22 protein-coding genes are annotated in these 19,336 nt (G+C 72.5%); 12 read left to right on the top strand and 10 right to left on the bottom strand.

The features are described from left to right. Positions 1-2 precede the first annotated feature (2 nt). Together DZA62_RS27310 and DZA62_RS35970 are read right to left on the bottom strand one after the other, a co-directional pair. A complete protein-coding gene (locus DZA62_RS27310) occupies positions 3-1,523 on the bottom strand; it encodes an ABC transporter substrate-binding protein (protein ID WP_116952121.1) in 1,521 nt (506 codons plus the stop codon). A 114-nt stretch (positions 1,524-1,637) separates the two neighbouring features. Further along, positions 1,638-1,775, bottom strand: a complete 138-nt coding sequence (locus DZA62_RS35970) for a hypothetical protein (RefSeq protein WP_157987944.1) — start codon at positions 1,773-1,775, stop codon at positions 1,638-1,640. 93 nt (positions 1,776-1,868) lie between these two features. Between DZA62_RS35970 and DZA62_RS27305 the strand changes: the two genes are divergently transcribed. After that, the gene (locus tag DZA62_RS27305) at positions 1,869-2,714 is read left to right on the top strand and encodes a LysR family transcriptional regulator (protein WP_116952120.1); all 846 of its coding nucleotides are present in this window, start codon (positions 1,869-1,871) and stop codon (positions 2,712-2,714) included. A gap of 588 nt (positions 2,715-3,302) precedes the next feature. On the opposite strand, the gene DZA62_RS27300 is transcribed toward DZA62_RS27305, so the two are convergent. The 3 genes from DZA62_RS27300 to DZA62_RS27290 form a co-directional block, all read right to left on the bottom strand. Further along, positions 3,303-3,797, bottom strand: coding sequence for a pyridoxamine 5'-phosphate oxidase family protein (locus DZA62_RS27300; protein WP_116952119.1), 495 nt, complete (start codon positions 3,795-3,797; stop codon positions 3,303-3,305). Positions 3,798-3,894: 97 nt separating this feature from the next. Further along, positions 3,895-4,629, bottom strand: a complete 735-nt coding sequence (locus DZA62_RS27295; RefSeq protein WP_116952118.1) for a PspA/IM30 family protein — start codon at positions 4,627-4,629, stop codon at positions 3,895-3,897. A gap of 64 nt (positions 4,630-4,693) precedes the next feature. Next, the gene (locus DZA62_RS27290; protein WP_116952117.1) at positions 4,694-6,697 is read right to left on the bottom strand and encodes a TPM domain-containing protein; all 2,004 of its coding nucleotides are present in this window, start codon (positions 6,695-6,697) and stop codon (positions 4,694-4,696) included. Between the two features lie 121 nt (positions 6,698-6,818). Here DZA62_RS27290 and DZA62_RS27285 point away from each other — a divergent pair, with 121 nt between their 5' ends. The 9 genes from DZA62_RS27285 (at position 6,819) to DZA62_RS27245 (ending at position 13,776) form a co-directional block, all read left to right on the top strand. Next, on the top strand, positions 6,819-7,241 hold the full coding sequence (locus DZA62_RS27285; protein WP_116952116.1) for a PTS sugar transporter subunit IIA: 423 nt from the start codon (positions 6,819-6,821) through the stop codon (positions 7,239-7,241). Beyond that, positions 7,238-8,002, top strand: a complete 765-nt coding sequence (locus tag DZA62_RS27280; RefSeq protein WP_116952115.1) for a PTS mannose/fructose/sorbose/N-acetylgalactosamine transporter subunit IIC — start codon at positions 7,238-7,240, stop codon at positions 8,000-8,002. Before DZA62_RS27285 ends, DZA62_RS27280 begins: the two co-directional genes overlap by 4 nt. 13 nt (positions 8,003-8,015) lie before the next feature. Beyond that, positions 8,016-8,861 (top strand): PTS system mannose/fructose/sorbose family transporter subunit IID, encoded by an 846-nt coding sequence (locus tag DZA62_RS27275; RefSeq protein WP_116952114.1) that lies wholly within the window; start codon positions 8,016-8,018, stop codon positions 8,859-8,861. A gap of 3 nt (positions 8,862-8,864) precedes the next feature. Continuing rightward, a complete protein-coding gene (gene nagA / locus DZA62_RS27270; RefSeq protein ID WP_116952113.1) occupies positions 8,865-10,031 on the top strand; it encodes an N-acetylglucosamine-6-phosphate deacetylase in 1,167 nt (388 codons plus the stop codon). Between the two features lie 11 nt (positions 10,032-10,042). Continuing rightward, entirely contained in the window at positions 10,043-10,522 is a 480-nt protein-coding gene (locus DZA62_RS27265; protein WP_157987943.1) for a PTS system mannose/fructose/N-acetylgalactosamine-transporter subunit IIB, read from the top strand. A 3-nt stretch (positions 10,523-10,525) separates the two neighbouring features. Next, the gene (locus tag DZA62_RS27260; protein WP_116952111.1) at positions 10,526-11,233 is read left to right on the top strand and encodes a GntR family transcriptional regulator; all 708 of its coding nucleotides are present in this window, start codon (positions 10,526-10,528) and stop codon (positions 11,231-11,233) included. Between the two features lie 82 nt (positions 11,234-11,315). Beyond that, positions 11,316-12,095, top strand: coding sequence for a sulfite exporter TauE/SafE family protein (locus tag DZA62_RS27255; protein ID WP_116952110.1), 780 nt, complete (start codon positions 11,316-11,318; stop codon positions 12,093-12,095). A 170-nt stretch (positions 12,096-12,265) separates the two neighbouring features. Continuing rightward, on the top strand, positions 12,266-12,994 hold the full coding sequence (recO, locus tag DZA62_RS27250) for a DNA repair protein RecO (protein ID WP_116952109.1): 729 nt from the start codon (positions 12,266-12,268) through the stop codon (positions 12,992-12,994). After that, positions 12,991-13,776 (top strand): isoprenyl transferase, encoded by a 786-nt coding sequence (locus DZA62_RS27245; RefSeq protein ID WP_116952108.1) that lies wholly within the window; start codon positions 12,991-12,993, stop codon positions 13,774-13,776. The genes recO and DZA62_RS27245 overlap by 4 nt, the downstream gene beginning before the upstream one ends. A gap of 7 nt (positions 13,777-13,783) precedes the next feature. Here the strand turns inward: DZA62_RS27245 and DZA62_RS27240 are convergent, their stop codons facing one another. After that, positions 13,784-14,242 carry a MarR family winged helix-turn-helix transcriptional regulator gene (locus DZA62_RS27240; RefSeq protein WP_116952107.1) on the bottom strand — a complete coding sequence of 153 codons (459 nt, stop codon included), beginning with the start codon at positions 14,240-14,242 and terminating at the stop codon, positions 13,784-13,786. Between the two features lie 211 nt (positions 14,243-14,453). On the opposite strand from DZA62_RS27240, the gene DZA62_RS27235 reads away from it, so the two are divergent. After that, positions 14,454-14,636 (top strand): hypothetical protein, encoded by a 183-nt coding sequence (locus DZA62_RS27235; protein ID WP_116952106.1) that lies wholly within the window; start codon positions 14,454-14,456, stop codon positions 14,634-14,636. Between the two features lie 35 nt (positions 14,637-14,671). Here DZA62_RS27235 and DZA62_RS27230 read toward each other — a convergent pair whose 3' ends face one another. The 4 genes from DZA62_RS27230 to DZA62_RS27215 are packed head-to-tail and all read right to left on the bottom strand — an operon-like array spanning position 14,672 to position 18,675. Beyond that, positions 14,672-15,916, bottom strand: a complete 1,245-nt coding sequence (locus tag DZA62_RS27230; protein ID WP_116952105.1) for an RNA polymerase sigma factor — start codon at positions 15,914-15,916, stop codon at positions 14,672-14,674. Between the two features lie 53 nt (positions 15,917-15,969). Next, a complete protein-coding gene (locus DZA62_RS27225; protein WP_116952104.1) occupies positions 15,970-16,959 on the bottom strand; it encodes a metal ABC transporter permease in 990 nt (329 codons plus the stop codon). After that, positions 16,956-17,711: a metal ABC transporter ATP-binding protein gene (locus DZA62_RS27220; RefSeq protein WP_116952103.1), complete on the bottom strand. Its 756-nt coding sequence runs from the start codon at positions 17,709-17,711 to the stop codon at positions 16,956-16,958. The genes DZA62_RS27225 and DZA62_RS27220 overlap by 4 nt, the downstream gene beginning before the upstream one ends. Positions 17,712-17,724: 13 nt before the next feature. Then, positions 17,725-18,675 (bottom strand): metal ABC transporter substrate-binding protein, encoded by a 951-nt coding sequence (locus tag DZA62_RS27215; RefSeq protein WP_116952102.1) that lies wholly within the window; start codon positions 18,673-18,675, stop codon positions 17,725-17,727. Between the two features lie 218 nt (positions 18,676-18,893). Between DZA62_RS27215 and DZA62_RS27210 the strand changes: the two genes are divergently transcribed. Further along, a complete protein-coding gene (locus DZA62_RS27210) occupies positions 18,894-19,307 on the top strand; it encodes a Fur family transcriptional regulator (protein WP_116952101.1) in 414 nt (137 codons plus the stop codon). The last annotated feature ends 29 nt before the right edge of the window (positions 19,308-19,336 follow it).

The raw sequence follows: 19,336 nt of genomic DNA, 5'->3' as shown, positions 1-19,336 counted from the left end.
CGTCACCGCCCCACCGTGACGCCCTCGAACCGCTGGGTGCCGATGTAGTGCTCGAGGCCCTGCGCGGACGGGTCGCGGGCGAAGATCCGCGGCCAGGTGAACAGGAACGTGTTCGGCATCGTCGTGACGGCGGCGGCGACCGCGTCCTGGACCGCCTGGTCGTAGCCGGGGTCGTCCAGCGGGGTGGATCGAGCGACGTCGATGGCCTGCTGGATCTCCGGCGGCGCGTTGCGGCCCAGGTTCATCAGCCCTTCCGGCCCGAACAGCACCTCCAGTGCCTGCAGCGGCGACTCGCGGCCGGAGAAGCTGTCGACGACGAACGGGTACTGCCGGGTCACGTAGTTGTTCGCGCCGGGCGTCGCGACCTCCAGCGTCACGTCGATGCCGACCGCTTGGAGCTGCTGCTGGAGCAGCTCGGCGAGCGGGTCGTTCTCGGCCTGCGTGGTGAGCGTGACAGCGACGCCGTCGGCGTAGCCGGCCTCGGCGAGCAGCTCGCGGGCGCGGTCCTGGTCGAACGTGTACAGCTCGTCCAGCTCCTCGTTCCAGGCGAGGTAGTCGCGCGGGAACGGCTGCCAGTTCGGGTCGCCCTCGCCGAAGAACGCGACGTCGACCAGCTCCTGCCGGTTGATGGCGTGGCTGATCGCCTGCGTGACCCGCGGGTCGTCGAACGGCTCGACGGTGTTGTTCACGTCCAGCACGCGCACCGTGAACACGTCGATGACCTCGACCTCGAGCCCGGCGGCACGGGCCGCCTCGATCTGCGCCGGCGGGATGACGGCGACGTCGAACTGGCCGGACTGGATGCCGGCGACGGCGACGGTCGGGTCCGGCGGCACCCGCAGCTCGAAGTCGTCGACCAGGATGGCGTCGGCGTCCCAGTAGTCCTCGTTCTTGTGCAGCGTGGCGTGCGACGCCGGCACGTACTCGTCCAGCGCGAACGGTCCGGCGCCGACCGGCTTCGTCGCGAGCGCTTCGACGTCGGCCTCGACCGCGGCCGGGCTGACGATCATCCCGGTCTTGCCCGACAGCAGCAGCGGGATCTGGTAGTCGGGCTGGTTGAGCAGCAGCGTCACCTCGGTCGGGCTGTCCACCCGGACGTCCGTGACGACGGCGAGCTGCGCCCCGATGGTGGAGTCCGGTGCGTCACGGCCGCGCAGCAGGCTGGACTTCACGGCCTCCGCGTCCAGCGGCGTGCCGTCGGTGAACGTCAGCCCCTCGCGCAGCGTGAAGGTGACCTCGTCGCCGGTCTCGTTGTACTCCCACGACTCCGCGAGCGCCGGTACCGCGTTGCCGTCGACGTCCTGCTTGGTCAGCGCCGCGTAGGCGAGCGACAGCACGTGCACGTCCTGCCCGACGGTGGACGTCACCGGGTCCCAGGTGGACGGGAGGTGCCAGCCCCAGGTGAGGCTGCCACCGCTGGTCTGGTCGCCGTCCTGGCTGGTCGGCGCGGTGTCGCCGCCCGCGCAGCCGGCCAGCAGGAGCAGGGCGGCGGCGAGGGCGGTCAGGATGCGAGTGCTCTTCATGGGCGCTCCGTCGATTGAAAAACTCTAAGCCGATCGATTTAGTAGGCTTTAGGTCGTGATGGCGGCAGGCGGCCGCCCGCCGTCAGGCGAGCGAGGTGGTGCCGGAGTGGGAGATCAGCGACAGAGCGCGCTGGCCGTGCGCAGCAGGTCGACGCTGCGACGGACCGTCAGGATGCGGGCCGGCTCCAGGGCGCACCGCAGTGCCGTGCGAGCGAGCCGCTCGCCGGTGGCGGTGTCCTGGAGTGGGGTCATGCCAACGATTCTGGGGGGATCGGCCCCGTTCTGTCCAACATCGAATACTGATCGTGATCGATCGCGATCGCTGATCGGTCCGGTGGTCGTGGCATGAGCGCCGTGCTCGACATCGTGCCGCTGCGCAGCCTCGTCGCCGTCGCCGAGTGCGGCGGGTTCCACCGCGCCGCGGCCGCCCTGCACATCACCCAGAGCGCGGTCAGCCAGCACGTCCGCAAGCTGGAGAAGGTACTCGACCGGCCGCTCGTCGTGCGCGACGGGCGCCGCGGCCGGTTCACCCCTGAGGGCGAGGCGCTGCTGGCCGAGGCCCGGCGCATCCTCACCGCGCACGACGAGGCGCTGCGCCGGCTCGGCGTCGAGACCTCCGACGGCGTCATCGTGGTCGGCTCCTCCGAGCACGCCGCCGACCAGCTGCTGCCGGAGATCGCGACGGCGCTGCGGGCGGTCTTCCCGCGACGCCAGGTCCGGTTCCGGCTGGACCGCAGCGGCCGGCTCGCCCAGGCCGTCGACAACGGCAGCGTCGACGTCGCGGTCGTGCTGAGCGCGGACCGCGGCGAGTTCGCCGGCATGCTGCCGCTGCGCTGGTACGCCGCGCCGACGTTCCGGCTGCCGCCGCCCGGCGAGCCGCTGCCGCTGGTGGTGTTCGACGAACCGTGCGCGCTGCGGCGGCGGGCGGTCGACGCGCTCGGGGCGGCCGGGCGGGAGCCGGCGATCGCCTGCGAGGCGGCCTACCTCGCGGGCATCCTGGCGGCGGCGCGGGCCGGCCTCGGGGTGGCGGTGCTGGCCGGGGTGGGCGGACGGCCGGAGGGACTGGTGCCGCTGGCCGGGCTGCCGCCGATCGAGCCGGCGGCGTTGCGCCTGCGGGTTCGCGCCGGGGCGCCCGCGTCGCTGGCCTCCGTCGCCGCCGAGGCGGTCGCGCAGGTGGTCAGGGGTCCCTGACGCGTGCGTCCTGCCGCGTTTCGGTCGCCGCAGCCGTGGATGGGCCGGTGGTCGCGGGGTGGTGGCGCGTGCGGCGGTGTGTTGTGCTGGCACGTTTTCGGTTGCCGCGCGCGTGGTTTCGGGGTGTTGACGTCCGCGCGGTGTGGGGGTCGGGCCGGGGTTCTCGTGGCTTGGCCGCCGCGTTCGCCGGGGCCGCAGGTTGGCCGTCCCCTGGCGCCCGATCTCTCAGGCCGGGAGCACCTCACCCGCGCCAGCACCGCACCCCCGCCTCCGACGACGCCCACGCGGCGATACGGCGGGTGACGTGCCCACGAGACGAGTGACGCCGCCGCCCCGGGCCGACCTCGATAGCCGGAACCACGCGAACAGCCCACCAACGGCACCGGAACCAGCTCTCCGGCTATCAAAGACCGGACAACGCGCACCAGGCGCCGGGCAACGGGCGCAGGTCAACGCGCGGCAGCGACGAGGCCGACGACCACGGCGAATGGGTAACGGGGCGAGCATTCAGCCGCGACCAGCCGGGGACGGCCAACGCGGCCCGCATCGGCGAACTGTCGCACGACAGCGGCCCGAGGCCGGTGTGAGTCAGGCGCTGGCGGCCGGTGCCGGGGTCCAGATCCGCGAGGGCCGGCCGGCGGCCAGATCGCGGCCGAGCAGCACCTGGACCCGGTACGGCTCCAGCCGCAGCACCCCGAACGACGCGTGCTCCGGCGACGGCCAGAACCGGCCCGGCGGGTAGCCGACGCCGCGCGGGCTGCCCTGCTCGTACAGCCGCCACACCCGCCGCTTCGTCTCGGCGTCGTCGACCCAGGTCGCGACCGTGTCGAAGGCGACGGTGTCCTGGGCGGCGCTCCAGTACGAGAACGTCGCGTGCGGGTTCGCGGCCAGGTGAGCGACCTTGACCGGCGTCGGGAACGTCGCGAGCCAGCCGAGCGGGGCGCCGTCGGCCACCTCCCAGACGGCGATCAGCACCCGCGAGCGCGGCCGGTGCAGCTGGTCGACGGTGGTCATGGTGGCGTAGACGATGCTGCCGAGGATCCGCTCGGCGTCGGGCCGGAGCTCGGCGAACGCGGTGCTCACATCGTCATCGTCGAACGCGACGGGCCGGAGCGGAAGACGGCACTTCGGAGTGCGTCGGGCACTCCGCGGTAACCGTCCTCCCGGCCGGCGGGCCCGGTCAGCTGCCGATGGCCGGCGCCCGGCCGCTCTTCAACTCGGCCAGCCGCGCCTCGACCTCGACCGACTTCGCGCTGTCCTCGAGCTCCTCGAACTGCATGTCGATCGACGACGCGGCGACCTCGGCGGCGCCGGCGACCTGCGCCTCCTGCCGCCGCACCTTCTCCTCGAACCGGGAGACCTCGCTGGTGGGGTCGAAGATGTCGATGGACTTCACCGCGTCCTGCACCTGGGCCTGCGCCTGGGCGCTCTTGGCCCGTGCGACCAGCTCGTCGCGCTTGTTCTTGAGGTCGCCGAGCTTGTCCTTCATGCCGGTCAGCCCGGCCTTGAGCTTCTCGACGACCTCGCGCTGCGAGGCGATCATCGGCTCGGCGGTCCTGGCCTCGGTCTCGAACCCCATCTGCTTGCCGATGGCGACCTTGGCGAGGTTGTCGAACTTGTCGGCGTCGGCGGTGTCGCCGCTGGCGCGCAGCTGGTCGGCGCGCTGCGAGGCGGCCAGTGCCTTGTTGCCCCACTCGGTGGCGGCGCGGACGTCCTCGGCGTGGTCCTGCTCGGCCAGCCGGAGGTTGCCGATGGTCTGCGCGACGGCCTGCTCGGCCTCGGCGATGTTCGCGGTGTAGTCGCGGACCATCTGGTCGAGCATGAGCTCAGGGTCCTCGGCCCGGTCCAGCAGCGAGTTGATGTTGGCCTTGGCCAGTTGGGAGATGCGCCCGAGGATCGATTGCTTCTCAGCCATGGTGTCGTCCTTCGTTCCTGGCCCCCCGTGGAGCCGCGAATCGGATGAGAGTCACAACGCAGTGTCAGAACCGGCCACCGCCTCCCCGGCGACCCCGGGTGCCGCCCCCTCCGAAACTGCCCGGCGACCGACGGCCACCGCCACCGGAGCCGCGCCCGCCGCCGCCGAACCCACCCCCGGAGCCGCCGCCGAAGATCCCGCCGCCGCGGCCCATCGAGTTGATCAGGATGCCGCCGAGGATCATCGAGGTGAGGTCGGTGCCGCCGCCGCGCCCGGCGCTCTGCTGCCGCTCCCACTGCCCGACGTCCTGCTCGGCGAGCTGCTGGGCCTGCCGTGACAGCTGGTCCGCCCGGTTGACGGCCTCGAGGGCGGCCGCCGGGTCCGACGCCGCGAGCGACCGGCCCTGCTCCAGATGGCGCGCCGCCTCGGACCACCGGGTCCGTGCCTCGGTGCCGACCGCGCCGCGCCTCGTCTCGATGAAGTCGTTGACGGCCTTGACCTGCGACGTCACTCGTCCGGCGGTCTCGGCCAGGGCGGTCCGGGCGCGCTCGGATTCCTCGGCCGCCGCGCGCACCGGGGCGAGCAGGTCGTCGAGCTTCGTCTCGGCCTCGGCCAGCTGCCGCAATGCGGCCAGTGGGTCGCCCTGGTCGGCGGCCCGTCCCGCTGCGACGGCCTGCTGGGCGGTCGCGCTCGCCGCGGAGACGGCCGGATCTGACGGCGCCAGCCGCGCGGCGTCGGCGATGTCCAGCGACACCGACTCGATCGCCTTGCCGATGCGCTCACCGGCGGTCTCCAGCTCGTCCCTGGCGCTCGCGACGGCGTCGAGCAGCTTGGCCGCCTGCCCGACGGCGTCCTCGGCGGCCCGCGCCTGGGCGACGGCGGTCGCGCGGTCGTCGGTCTGCATGGACCGCTGCCCGGCCGCGACGGCCTCCTTGGCCGCCGTCAGCAGCCGGGCGGCCTGGTCGGGATTGCCGCTCACCGAGGCCAGCGCGGCCGGCTGATAGCGGAGAGCGAGCTGCTCGAGCTGGGCCCGGGCGGCGGGCAGCCGTCCTTCGACCTCGGCGGCGCGCTGCGCGGTCTCGACCAGCACCTCCGGTGCGCGCGCCTGCAGGTCGCGGAGCTGGTCGAACGCGTCGACCTGGGCGTCGAGGGCGTCGCTGACCTCGCGGCAGGTCACGATGATCTGCGTCGTCATGGCGCGTGCCTGCTGCTCGGTCTCGGGCTCGGAGTCGTCGAGCCGCTGTCGCAGCGCGAAGGCGCCGGCGACCTGGGTCTTCGCGGTGGTCAGCAGCTCGCCGAACTCGGTGGTCGCCTCGATGCCGAACTGCGCCTGGGCGAACCCGAGCTCCTGCTCCGAGGTCTTGAGCGCGTCGTCGATGTCGACCAGCGCCGCGCTGGCGCGCTTGTCCAGCTCGTCCAGCGACAGCCCGGCCAGCTCGTCCAGTGGCTGCCCGTCCGGACCGACCGGTGCACCGGCCTGGTCGCGCCGCCGGCGGCGCAGGACCCACCAGCCGGCAGCGCCCGCGCCGGCCACCACGACGCCGCCGACCACCCAGGGCGTGGCCGAGCCGCCGGAGCCGGAGCCGGTGGCGGCCTCGCGGTACCCGTCGGCGCCGGCGATGGCCGCGCCGGCCCAGTCCTCGATGCTGAGCCGCGGGCGGATGTCGTTCTGCCGGACCTCGTCCAGCTGCTCGTCGGTCAGGTCCAGCTCGTCGGCGACCGAGATGCCGAACGAGCGGTCCTGGAGCGCGACCGCCAGCAGGATGTCGTCGGTGCCCAGCCCCGACGCCGTAGCGGTCTCGTTCGCCCAGGCCTGGCCGTCGACGCCGTCGAAGCTGTCGACGTAGACGACGAACATCTGCAGCCCGGCGTCGTCGGTCAGACGGTCGAAGGACGCCTGGACGCGCTGCTCGTCGTCGCCCGACAGGGCACCGGCCCGGTCCGTGATGGGCCCCGGGACGTTGAACGGCGGCTCGGCCACCGCCGAGCCGGCGGCGAGGAACGTGGTGAACGCGACTACGACGAGCGTTACCAGCCCCCGCTGACGCGTGGCAGTCACGGATGCCATCTTGCCTGGTGAGCGGTGGTCGCACAATCGATTCCGGCGGATTCGGCCCGGCGCCCGGTCGTGCCGTCACCCCACGTCTCCCGAGTTGCGACGGTCTCGCTCCATACTGTATGCAGTATGGATGACAACAATCGTCGTGACGGGCCACGGTTCGTTCGCTACGTCGTTGGTCGAGACGGCGCAGATGATCGTCGGCCCGACCGAGCATGTGCACCCCGTCGACTTCCCGGTGGGGACCGGCGTCGATGACCTGACCGCACGGGTGGCCGCGGTGATCGACCAGGTGAACCCCGCCGGTGAGCCGGGCGGGGTGCTGATCCTGGCCGACGTCCTCGGCGGCTCGCCGGCCCGCGTCGCGCTCGCCGAGGCGGCGGCCGGCCGGGCGGAGGCCGTCACCGGCGTCAACCTGCCCATGGTCATCGACCTCGCGCTGAGCGCGGGCGCCGCGTCGGCCGCGGAGCTCGCCGCCCGGGCCGTCACCGCGGGACAAGACGGTATTCGTGACGCCGGAGCCCTCGTCCGGCCGGAAGAAGGAGTGTCATGACGCTCTGGCAGGCGTTCCTCATCGCGCTGGTGGTCGCTCTGGCCTACCTGGCGCGCCGGATCCTCGGCGACCCGCAGCTGGAGCGGCCGATCATCCTCGGTCCCGCCGTCGGCCTGATCGCCGGCGACCTCGAGACCGGGCTGATCGTCGGCGGCACCCTGGAGCTGATCTTCATCGGCGCCGCGACGTTCGGCGGCACCGCGCCGCCCAACGTCGCCATCGGCGCGGCCGTCGGCACGGCGCTGGCCATCTCCGCCGGTCAGGGCGCCGAGACGGCGCTGGTGGCGGCGGTCCCCGCAGCGGTGCTCGGCACGTTCTGCGAGCTGTTCGCGAAGACCGTCTGCTCCTTCCTGGTGCACCGCGCCGACGCGGCAGCGGCACAAGCACGAGGACGGACGATCCTGGGCATCATCTGGATCGGCAACGCGATCCACTTCCTCGCCTACTTCGTGCCGACCTTCCTGGTGCTGCAGTTCGGCGCCAACGCGCTGGAGGGCGTGCTCAACGCACTCAGCGACGACGTCCAGAACGCGCTGAACACGTCGGCGGCGCTGCTGCCCGCGGTCGGCTTCGGGATCCTGCTGTCGGTGCTCTACAACAAGGCACTGTTCCCGGTCTTCTTCGCCGGGTTCGCCGTCGCCGCGTTCACCGACTTCACGGTGATCGGCGTCGCCATCATCGCGACCGCGCTGGTCGTCACCATCCTGCGCAACCGCACGCCGCAGACGCCGTCCAGCCCGCAGTCGTCGGCGCTGATCTGAGCGGAGAAGAGACATGACCGAGAACAGCAGCAACACCGCCACCGCGGTCCTCGAGCGGCCAGACGAGCAGAACCGGGAGATCCGGCGGCTGACGATTCGCGGCCTGCTCCTGCAGGGCGGGTTCAACTACGAGCGGTTCCAGAACCTCGGGTTCTGGTGGATGATGCGCCCGACGCTGGACCGGCTCTACCCCGACCCGGTCGACCGGGCGGCCGCCTACCAGCGGCACATGGTGTACTTCAACACCAACCCGTGGGTGGTCGGCCCCATCGCCGGCGTCACCGCCTCGATGGAGGAGCAGCGCGCCAAGGGCGCCACCGACCTGAACGACGAGGCGATCAACTCCGTCAAGGTCGGCCTCATGGCCCCGCTGGCCGGCATCGGCGACTCGCTGATCTTCGGCACGATCCGGCCCATCCTGGCCGCGGTCTGCGCCGGGCTGGCCATCGACGGCAACATCGCCGGGCCGATCATCTTCTTCCTGGCCCTGCTGGCCATCCAGGTGCTCATGCGGGTCGGTGGCACGGCGACCGGCTACCGCACCGGCATGCAGTTCTTCGAGAAGCTCTCGCCCGCGCAGATCGACCAGATCAAGCGGGGCGCGACGATCGTCGGGCTCGCGGTCACCGGTGCGCTGGTGGCGACCATGCTCAAGGTCACCACGCCCTGGACCTACACCAGCGGCGAGCAGACCATCGCGCTGCAGGACCAGCTCGATCTCGTGCTGCCGGCGCTGCTGCCGCTGATCGCGACACTGATCGTCTACTCGCTGATCCGCCGCCGGGTCTCGCCGGTCTGGGTGCTCCTGGGCACCCTGGTCGTCGGACTGGTGCTCGGCTACTTCGGCATCCTGGGCTGAGCCATGCCCGCGACCGACGAGTACGTGCTGACCGGCGCACGGGTGCTGCTTCCCGACGGCCGGCTGGAGCCGGGCGCCGTCCACGTCCGGGCCGGCCTGATCGCCGGCGTCGGCCCCGACGACGACGCCGCGCCCGGCGCCGAGCGGATCGACCTCGGCGGGCGCATCGTCGCGCCCGGCTTCGTCGACACACACGTGCACGGCGGCCTCGGGTACAACGTCATGAGCGCCGACGAGCCGGCGCTGCGGGCGATCGGGCGCCGGCTGCGCGCCGCCGGCGTCACCTCGTTCGTCGCCACCACGGCGTCCGTCTCCTTCGACCGGATCCTGCACGCGGTGCGCGGGCTGGCGGCGGCGACCGGGCCGGCCCGGCCCGGCGGCGCCGATCTGCTGGGCGTCCACCTGGAAGGGCCGTTCCTGAGCCCGGACTTCCGCGGTGTGCATCAGCGGGAGAACCTCGTCGACCCGGAACCGGCCCGCATCGCCGAACTGCTCGCCGCCGCGGGCGGGGCACTGCGCATCTGCACCATCGCGCCGGAGCTGCCGCACGCCGAGTCCGCCGTCCGCACCCTCGCGGCGGCCGGCGTGCGGGTCTCGGTCGGGCACACCGCGGCGACGTTCGAGCAGGCCAGGGCGGCGATCGGCTGGGGGGCCCGGCGGGCCACCCACCTGTTCAACGCGATGCCGCCGATCCACCACCGCGACCCCGGCCCGGTGCCCGCGCTGCTCGCCGACGAGTCGGTGTACCTCGAGATCGTCGCCGACGGCCTGCACGTCGCGCCGGAGCTGATCGGCGCGCTCGCCGCGCTGCCCGGCGTCCGGGACCGGCTGATGCTCGTCAGCGACGGCACCGACGTCGCCGGCCGGCCCGACGGCGACCACCACCGCTGGGACGGCACGGCGGTGCGGGTCACCGGCGGCCGCGCGTTCACCCCGTCCGGCGGCATCGCCGGCAGCACGTCGACCCTGATCGACGGCGTCCGGGTGCTGCTCGCGGCCGGTGTGCCGCTGCCGGTGGCGCTCACCGCGGCGGGCCGCAACCCGGCCCGCTCGCTCGGCCTCACCGATCGGGGCGCCGTCGCCGCCGGGCTGCGGGCCGACCTGATCGTCGTCGACGACGAGGCGGCGATCATCCACACGATCGTGCATGGACAATGGGAAAGGCCCTAGAGAGGATCGATATGGACATCGCTCTGATCCGCGTCGACGACCGGCTGATCCACGGCCAGGTCGTCATGGGATGGACGCAGGCGCTGGGCATCCAGCAGATCCTGGTGGCCGACGACGCCACGGCGGCCAACCCCACGCAGAAGAACCTGATGCTCCTCGCGGTGCCGGCCGGAGTTCGCGCCGACATCCTGACGATCGCCGACTCCGCGCGCATCGTCGAGCAGTCCACGTCCGACGTTCCGACGATCATCGTGGTGAAAGGGCCGACCGAGCTCAAGGCGCTCTACGACGCCGGCCTGAAGATGAGCGAGGTCAACGTCGGCAACGTGCACACCGGGCCGGGCCGCAAGCGGCTGACGAAGGAGGTGCACGCCACCGACGACGAGATCGCCATCTGGCGCGAGCTGTCGCGCGAGGGCGTCCGCCTCGAGGCCCAGTGGCTACCCGGGACCGCCCGCACCGACCTCGGCAAGCTCGTCGCCGAGCTCTGAGCCATGGCCGCCTCCGACTCCCTCGACGCCCCGGCCGGCACGGCCGGGCAGCTGTCCCGGGGCGACATCCCGGTCATGCGCCGGGCCAGCCTGCGCGAGCAGGTGCGCCAGGCCGTGGAGGAGCTGATCGTGTTCGGCAAGCTGGCGCCCGGCGAACACCTCGCCGAGGAGTCGCTGGCCGAGCTGCTGGGCGTCAGCCGGCAACCGGTCCGTGAGGCACTGCAGTCGCTGTCCGTCGCGGGCTTCGTCGACCTGCGCGCCGGGCGCGGCGCGTTCGTCCACGAGCCGACCGCCCGCGAGGCGCGCGAGGTGTTCCACGTCCGGGCCCTGCTCGAGTCCGACAGCTGCCGGTTGGCCGCCCAGAACGTCGACGACGACGGTGTGCGGCGGCTGGAGGCCATCTACACGCAGGGGCACGAGGCGTCCCAGCGCAACGAGGACCCGCGGCGGCTGATCGAGCTCAACCGCGCCTTCCACCGGGCCATCACCGAGATCGGCGCCAACCGGGTGTCGCTGGCACTGCTGGCCGACCTCGAGCGCCGGGCCGGCTGGTACCTCGCCACCATCATCACCAACCGGGCGCCGTCCTCGTGGGCCGAGCACCGGGCCATCCTCGACGCCATCGCGGCCCGCGACGCGGACCTCGCCGGCGATCTCATGCTGAACCACATCGACCACTCCAGGGAGCTGCTGGAGTTCACCGGTCAGTAGCCGCTCCGCCGGGTGAGCGGCACGGGCGCCGCTCCCCTCGCCAGAGCCGCAGCCGGGCGAGAGCCGGCTGAGAAAGAGTGCCATGTCCGTCATCGAGCTCTGCCTGCTCCTGCTCGCCGCCCTGGCAGCCGGATCGATCAACGGGGCCGTCGGCTCCGGGTCGCTCGTCACCCTCCCGGTCCTGCTGGCGCTGGGACTGGACCCCGCCGCGGCCGTCACGACCAACACCATCGCGATGGTGACCTCGGCGCTCGGCGGCACCCTCGCCTACCGCAAGGAGCTGCGCGAGGATCGCCGGCACATCCGTGCCCTGCGCTACATCTCGGTCGGCGGTGGCGTCATCGGCTCCGTCCTGCTGCTCACCACCAGCTCCGACGCCCTCGACGTCATCGTGCCGATCCTCATCGGGTTCGCGCTGGTCCTGGTGATCGTCCAGCCGAGGCTCGCGGCGATGGCGCGCGCCCGCGTGGCGTCGAGGGCCGGCGACAACCCGTTCGGCAGCAGAGGCCTGCGCCTCTCGATCCTCGGCTGCTCCATCTACGGCGGCTACTTCGCGGCCGCGCAGGGCATCCTGCTGCTGGGCGCGTTGAGCGCGTTCAGCGGCCGGCCGCTGAGCACGTCCAACGGCATCAAGAACCTGCTCACGCTGACGGTCAACGTCACCGCCGCGACCGGGTTCACGATCGCCTACTTCATGGGCCACGCCGACGTCGAATGGCTCGCCGTCGCCGTCATGGCCGTCGGCGCCACGATCGGCGGCTACAGCGGCGGCCGGCTGGCCAAGGCGCTGCCCGACTGGGTGCTGCGCGGTCTCATCATCGTGGTCGCCGTCGTGTCGCTGGGCCACGAGCTGCTGGACTGATGCTCGGCGGCGGCGGACGGCGTTCCGCACCGGGTACGGCGGCGTGCCGTGAGAACCATGATCATGCTTCGCGGGCATCTGGGAGGGAGCCCGTACCGGCCGGGCGTCCGACAGGACGGGGAGGGAACGGACTAAAGTAGTGGCGACGTGAATGCAGGTCAGGAGGTCGCGTGCCGCTCTATCGTGACGAAGGGGTCGTGCTGCGCACCCAGAAGCTGGGCGAGGCCGACCGCATCGTCACGCTGCTCACCAGGGGCAACGGCCGCATCCGCGCGGTCGGCAAGGGTGTGCGGCGCACCACCAGCCGGTTCGGCGCGCGGCTCGAGCCGTTCATGCACGTCGACTGCCAGTTCGCCACCGGCCGCACGCTCGACATCGTCACGCAGGCCGAGACCATCGCGCCGTACGGCATGAGCATCACCGACGACTACGGCCGCTACACCGCCGGCACCGCCATGCTCGAGACCGCCGAACGACTCACCGCCGAGGAGCGCGAGCCGGCCGTCCAGCTGTACCTGCTGCTGGTCGGCGCGCTGCGCACGCTGGCCGGCGCCGCGCACGACCCCGGGCTGGTGCTCGACGCGTTCCTGCTGCGGGGGCTGTCCATCGCCGGGTTCGCGCCCAGCTTCGAGGACTGCGCCCGCTGCGACGCCCGCGGGCCGCACCGGCTGTTCTCCGTCCAGGCCGGCGGCATGGTGTGCGGGTCGTGCCGGCCGGCCGGCACCGTCGCTCCCTCCGCCGAGACCGTCGCGCTGCTGGCGGCGCTGCTCAGCGGCGACTGGCCGGTCGCCGACGCCAGCCAGCCGCGGGCCCGGCGCGACGCCAGCGGCATCACCGCGGCGTTCCTGCAGTGGCACCTGGAACGCGGGCTGCGCTCGCTCGGCCTGGTGGAGCGGTGAAGCGCACCTACACCCCGCCCACCCCGCACCCGTCCGGAGCCGTCCCGCCGCCCGTCCCGCCGGAACTGGTGCCGGCCCACGTCGCCCTCGTCATGGACGGCAACGGCCGCTGGGCCGGCGCCCGCGGGCTGCCGCGCACCAAGGGCCACGAGGCCGGCGAGGCGGTCCTGCTCGACGTCATTCACGGGGCCATCGAGATCGGCGTGCGCTGCCTGTCGGTGTACGCGTTCTCGACGGAGAACTGGCGCCGGTCGCCGGAGGAGGTGCGCTTCCTCATGGGCTTCAACCGCACGGTCATCCGGCGCCGCCGCGACGAGCTCGACGGGCTCGGCGTCCGCATCCGGTGGGCCGGGCGGCGGCCGCGACTGTGGAAGAGCGTCATCAGCGAGCTGCAGGACGCCGAGCAGCGCACGCGCGACAACGACGTCATCACGTTGCAGTTCTGCGTCAACTACGGCGGCCGGGCCGAGCTGGGCGACGCGGCCGCGGCCATGGCCGCCGACGTCGCAGCCGGGCGGCTGCGTCCGGACAAGGTGAACGAGCGGACCCTCGGCCGCTACCTCTACAACCCCGATCTTCCCGACGTCGACCTGTTCGTCCGGCCGTCGGGGGAGCAGCGGACGTCGAACTTCATGCTCTGGCAGTCGGCGTACGCCGAGATGGTGTTCATGGACACGCTGTGGCCCGACTTCGACCGGCGCCGGCTGTGGGCGGCCATCGAGCAGTACGCCCGGCGCGACCGCCGGTACGGGGGAGCGGATCCCGCCGCGCCCGCCGTCTGAGCCGCCGTCAGACCGGGCCCATGTCGCGCTCTTCGCGCCAGCCCAGGTTGGTCGCCATGCGCGCCAGCACCTCGACGGCGGCGCGGTACTCGGCGTCGGTGATGCCCTCGGTGACGCGCTGCCGGTCGGCGGCGACCCGGGACTGGATGTCGCTGAGCGCCTTCACGCCGGTCTCGGTCAGGGTGACGCGGTCGGGACCGACGGGCATGGCCCAGCCGCGGTTGCAGAGGTCGTCGACCACGGGGCGGACGGTGGGCATGTGCGGCGCGAGGTACAGCGCCGCTTCGTCGTCGATCTGGGCGTAGCTGGCCGGGCCGTCCTCGAGCAGGTTGAGGATCTGCCAGTGCCGCGGCGTGACCGCCGCGCTGCCCAGGACAGCGTCGAACCCCTGGTCGATCAGACGATCGACCAGCTTGAGCCAGTACCCGATGGGGTGCCGCTCCGCGGGCCCTTCCGACGCGTTCATGACAGCTCCTCTGAGCACCGAAAACTCACCTGTATGCGTACAACCACGTGCAAATTAACAGGCATGTCCGCCAGCACACCGGAGAATGATTCACTCGCCACGATCGAACGCGTCATGATAGCGCTCCTGCGGGCACATTCTCGCCGGCGACCGCGGCATTCCTCTTCATCAGATTATGTGGGCTCGGCCTGCTCTGTATGCGGTTGTCGCCATGATTGACGAGACATTCGCCGAACGGCGCCTCGTCGCGGCCGACGCCGCTGATGACCGGCGCAGTGTGCTGATGCTGAGCGGCGACGGATCGCGGCTGGTGACGGCCGCGGCGCAACGGCGGCGGACGTTCGCGCGACTGCTGTGCGCATTCGTCGAGCGCCGGCGGGAAACCACAGGCTGAAATCGGTGACCTCATTTCTGGTGGTGACGTTCTGATCATTTCGGCGGGGTGAGCCGAGCGGCCTTGTCTTCCAGGTAGCGCTGTTCCGGCAGGCTCGTGGTGCGCTGTGCGGCCAGCCGGTAGGCGGCCCGCGCGGCATCGTCGTCGCCGGCCATCTCGAGCAGGTGTGCGCGGACCGCCTCGAGCCGGTGGTGCTCGGCCAGCCGGCTGTCGCCGGCCAGTGTCTCGAGCAGCGCCAGCCCGGCCCGTGGTCCGTCGGCCATGGCGACCGCGACGGCATGGTTGAGCGTCACCATGGGGTTGGGGGAGAGCCGCTCCAGCACCTCGTACAGCGCGACGATCTGCGGCCAGTCGGTGTCCTCGGACGCCGGCGCCTCGTCGTGCACGGCCGCGATGGCCGCCTGCACCTGGTACGGACCCAGCTCGCCGTGCCGCAGCGCGCCGGTGACCAGCACGACGCCCTCGTCGATGGCGGCCTTGTCCCAGCGGCCGCGGTCCTGCTCGGCCAGCGGCACCAGGCTGCCGTCGGGGCCGGTGCGGGCCGGCCGCCGGGCGTCGGTGAGCAGCATGAGCGCCAGCAGCCCGGTGACCTCGCCGTCGTGGGGCAGCAGACGGTGCACCTGACGGGTCAGCCGGATCGCCTCGGCGGCCAGCTCGACGCGCTGCAGGTCGGCTCCGGACGTCGCCGTGTAGCCCTCGTTGAAGATCAGGTAGAGCACGTGCAGGACGGCGCGGAGGCGGTCGGCGCGGTCCTCCTCGGGCGGCAGGTCGAACCGCGCGCCGGCGGTCTTGATGCTCTGCTTCGCGCGGCTGATGCGCTGCCCCATGGTGGTCTCGGGCACCATGAACGCCCGCGCGATCTGCGTCGTCGTGAGACCGCCGACGGCGCGCAGTGTCAGCGACACCTGCGACGGCGCGGACAGCGCCGGGTGGCAGCACATGAACAGCAGCGTCAGTGTGTCGTCGGTGTCGGGCGGCTGCTCGTCGGCGGGCGGGGCGGTGAACTGGGCGTCGGACGGCGTCAGCGCCGCGGCCGACTCCTCGCGCCGGCGCCGGGCCGACTCGCTGCGCAGCTGGTCGGTCAGCCGGCGCGACGCGACGGTGATGAGCCACGCCCGCGGGTTGTCGGGCACGCCGTCGTCGGGCCACTGCACCGCGGCCGCCAGCAGCGCGTCCTGGACGGCGTCCTCGGCGGCGTCGAAATGGCCGTAGCGGCGCACCAGCGCACCCAGCACCTGCGGCGCCTGCTCGCGCAGCAGGTCGTCGATTCCCCCGTCCATTCGCCCCATTGTGAGGCATGCCACCGACAGGCTCTCGCCCCACCCGCGGGTGGTCAGTGCTCGTCGTAGTGGCGCCCGTGCGCGGCGTGCAGGTGGCCGTCGTGCAGGTAGTCGGTGTGGTCGCCGTGCTCGACGGTGGGGTGGCCGCACTCGGGCTCGTGCTGGTGCGGGTGCTGCTCGGTGGGGACGTGCGCGCCGGTGACCCGCGGGTCCTCGCCGTTGACGGAGCGCCTGGCCCGCCGCCGGCGCAGCAGCGAACCGGCCGGCCAGGCCAGCACGAAGCCGATCAGCGACGCGACGACGATGCTGGCGCCCGGCGCGACGTCGACGTAGTACGAGAACACCACGCCGCCCAGCGACGGCACCACGCCGAGCAGCATGGCCAACGCGAAGGTGGTCCGGAAGCTGCGGGTGAGCTGCTGCGCCGTCGCCACCGGCACCACCATCAGCGCGCTGACCAGCAGCAGGCCCACCGTCCGCATGGCCACGGTGACGGTGACCGCGGCCATGACGGCGATCAGCATGCTGTACAGCCGCACCGGCAGGCCGCTGACCCGGGCGAACTCCTCGTCCTGGCAGACGGCGAACAGCTGCGGCGCCAGCCCCACGGCCAGCGCGATGACCACGGCCGCCAGGATCGCGACCACCCAGAGATCGTCCTGGGAGACCGTCGTGATCGAGCCGAACAGGTAGGTGTTCAGCGTCGCCGCCGTGCTGCCGGCCAGGCCGGTGATCAGCACGCCGCCGGCGATCCCGCCGTAGAACAGCATCGCCAGCGCGACGTCGGCCGACGCCCGGCCCTTGGCCCGCACGACGTCGATGGCCAGCGCGCCGAGCACGGCCACCGCCACTGACGTCCATACCGGCGCCCAGCCGGTCAGCAGGCCGACGGCGACACCGGTCAGCGCGACGTGCCCGAGGCCGTCGCCCATCAGCGCCAGCCGCCGCTGCACCAGGTAGGTGCCGACGGCGGGCGCCGCCAGGCCGGTCAGGACGGCCGCGATCAGGGCCCGGTGCATGAAGTCGTAGTCGAGGAAGCTCATCCGAACAGGCCCGCCCCGTAGTCCTCGCGGTGGTCGTCGTGGTGGTCCGGCGGGCCGGTCAGCGTCATCGGCGGTGTCGGCAGCGGGCCGTCGTGGACGATGCGGCCGCCGTCGAGCACGACGCCGCGGTCGACCAGCGGCGCCAGCGGGCCCATCTCGTGCAGCACCAGCAGCACCGTCCGGCCGGACGCCACGAACGTGCGCAGCGCACGGGCGAACGCCTCCTGGCTGCGGTGGTCGACGCCGGCGTTGGGTTCGTCGAGCACCAGCAGGTCCGGCTCCGAGGCGGCGGCCCGGGCGATGAGCACCCGCTGCTGCTGCCCGCCGGACAGACTGGCGACGCTTCGAGTGGCGTGATCGGTGAGTCCGACCAGCTCGATGGCGTGGTCGACGGCGGCGCGGTCGGCCTTGCCGGCCGGCCGGAACAGCGCTCGCCGGGAGAGCCGTCCGGCGGCGACGACCTCGCGGACCGTCGCCGGGACCCCGCCCGCCGCCGTCGTGCGCTGCGGCACGTAGCCGACCCGCCACCAGTCGTGGAAGGACTTCAACGGCGTGTCGAACAGCCGCACCTCGCCGTCGGCGGCCGGCACCAGGCCGACCGTCGCCCGGACCAGCGTCGACTTGCCCGATCCGTTGGCGCCCAGCAGGGTGACGACCTCGCCCTCGACGACCTTGAGGTCGACGCTGTGCAGCACCGGGCGGTCGTCGAGGTCGACCCGCAGCCTGCGGACGTCGACGACGGCGGATCTCATGGGGTCACCGTACTCACGAGCAGCCGTTGGCGGTTCGCAGTGCCTCCAGGTCGGCCCGCATCAGGCTGAAGTAGTCCTGGTCGGCGGTGTCGTCGGTGAGTCCCTCGATCGGGTCGAGGACGGCGGCCTGGACGCCGAGGTCGCCGGCCAGCGTCTCGGCGACGTCCGGGCTGACGAGGCGCTCGTAGAAGATCGTCGTGACGCCCTCCTCGCGGACGACGTCATGCACCTCGGCCAGCCGCTCCGGCGACGGTTCCGCCTCCGGGTCGATGCCGGAGATGCCGACCTGTTCGAGGTCGTAACGGTGCGCGAGGTAGCCGAAGGCCTCGTGCGCGACGACGAACACCCGCTGCGGGCACTGGGCCAGGCCGGTCTCGAACTCCTGGTCGAGCTCGCGCAGTTCGGCGGTCAGCGCGTCGGCGTTGGCGTGGTAGGCGTCGGCGTTGTCAGGGTCGGCCTCGGCCAGCCGGTCGGCGACGGCCGCCGCGATCGGCTCCAGGTTGGTCGGGTCGAGCCAGATGTGGGGGTCGCCCGCGAGGTCGCCGTGGTCGTGCCCCTCGTGGTCCTCCTCCTCGCCGTGCTCGTCGTGCTCCGGCTCGTCGAGCAGCTCGACCAGACCCGCGACGTCGACGGCGCGGTCCTCGGCGTTCTGCTCGACCGCTTCGTCGACGGACGGCTGGAACCCGGCCAGGTACACGACCAGGTCGGCGTCGGAGATCTCGCCGACCTGGCGGGCGGTCAGCTCGAGGTCGTGCGGCTCCCCGCCGGCCTGGGTGAGGTTGTCGACGGTGGCGTGGTCGCCCGCGACCCGTTGGGTCACGAACGCCAGCGGGTAGAACGATGCTGCGACGGTGAGCCCGTCGCCGCCCGCGGCGGGGTCGTCGTCGGAGCCACAGGCCGTGAGGGCCAGTCCGGCGAGGGCGACGGAGCTCAGCGCGGCCGCGGCCGCACGACGGTTCTTCATGGGACACATTCTCATCAAGACTGACAACCATTGTCAAAACCACCCGGACGGAACGGGTTCGCGGTGTCCAGTCGTTGGGAGGTGGGGTGTCGCCCGCCCGGTGTGCGGTCCCGTTCGCCGGGCGGGTTCACTGCGGCGGGTCCGTGCGGCGCTCGTCTCCGATGGGTCTTCGGAGATAGACTCTCGTTGGTAATGAGAATCGACAGGGAGCGACTCAGGTGACGGTACGCGAACAGCCGGCCAAGGAACACCGCCGGACACGGCAGCGCGCCGCGGTCGACGACGTGCTCGACGAGACCGAGGACTTCATCAGCGCCCAGGAACTGCACGCCCTGCTGCGCGCCCGCGGTGCCGGCGTCGGTCTGGCCACGGTCTACCGAACCCTGCAGACCCTCGCCGACGACGGCCGGGTCGACGTGCTCCGCTCCGACGCGGGTGAGGCGGTCTACCGGCGCTGCGTCCGCGAGGAGCACCACCACCATCTGGTCTGCCGGTCCTGTGGCGCCACGGTCGAGATCGCCGGTCCGGCGGTCGAGCGCTGGGCCAAGTCCGTCGCCGACCAGCACGGCTACTCCGACGTGTCGCACACGCTGGAGATCTTCGGCACCTGCCCCCGCTGCGCCGCCGCCTGACGCCCGCTCCGGCGCGGCGCCGCGCTCAG

The sequence above is a fragment of the Jiangella endophytica genome, from assembly GCF_003427025.1.
GTDB classification, from domain to species: domain Bacteria; phylum Actinomycetota; class Actinomycetes; order Jiangellales; family Jiangellaceae; genus Jiangella; species Jiangella endophytica.
Note: the sequence above shows the minus strand (reverse complement) of the source record. Positions and strands in the feature narration are given on the sequence as shown.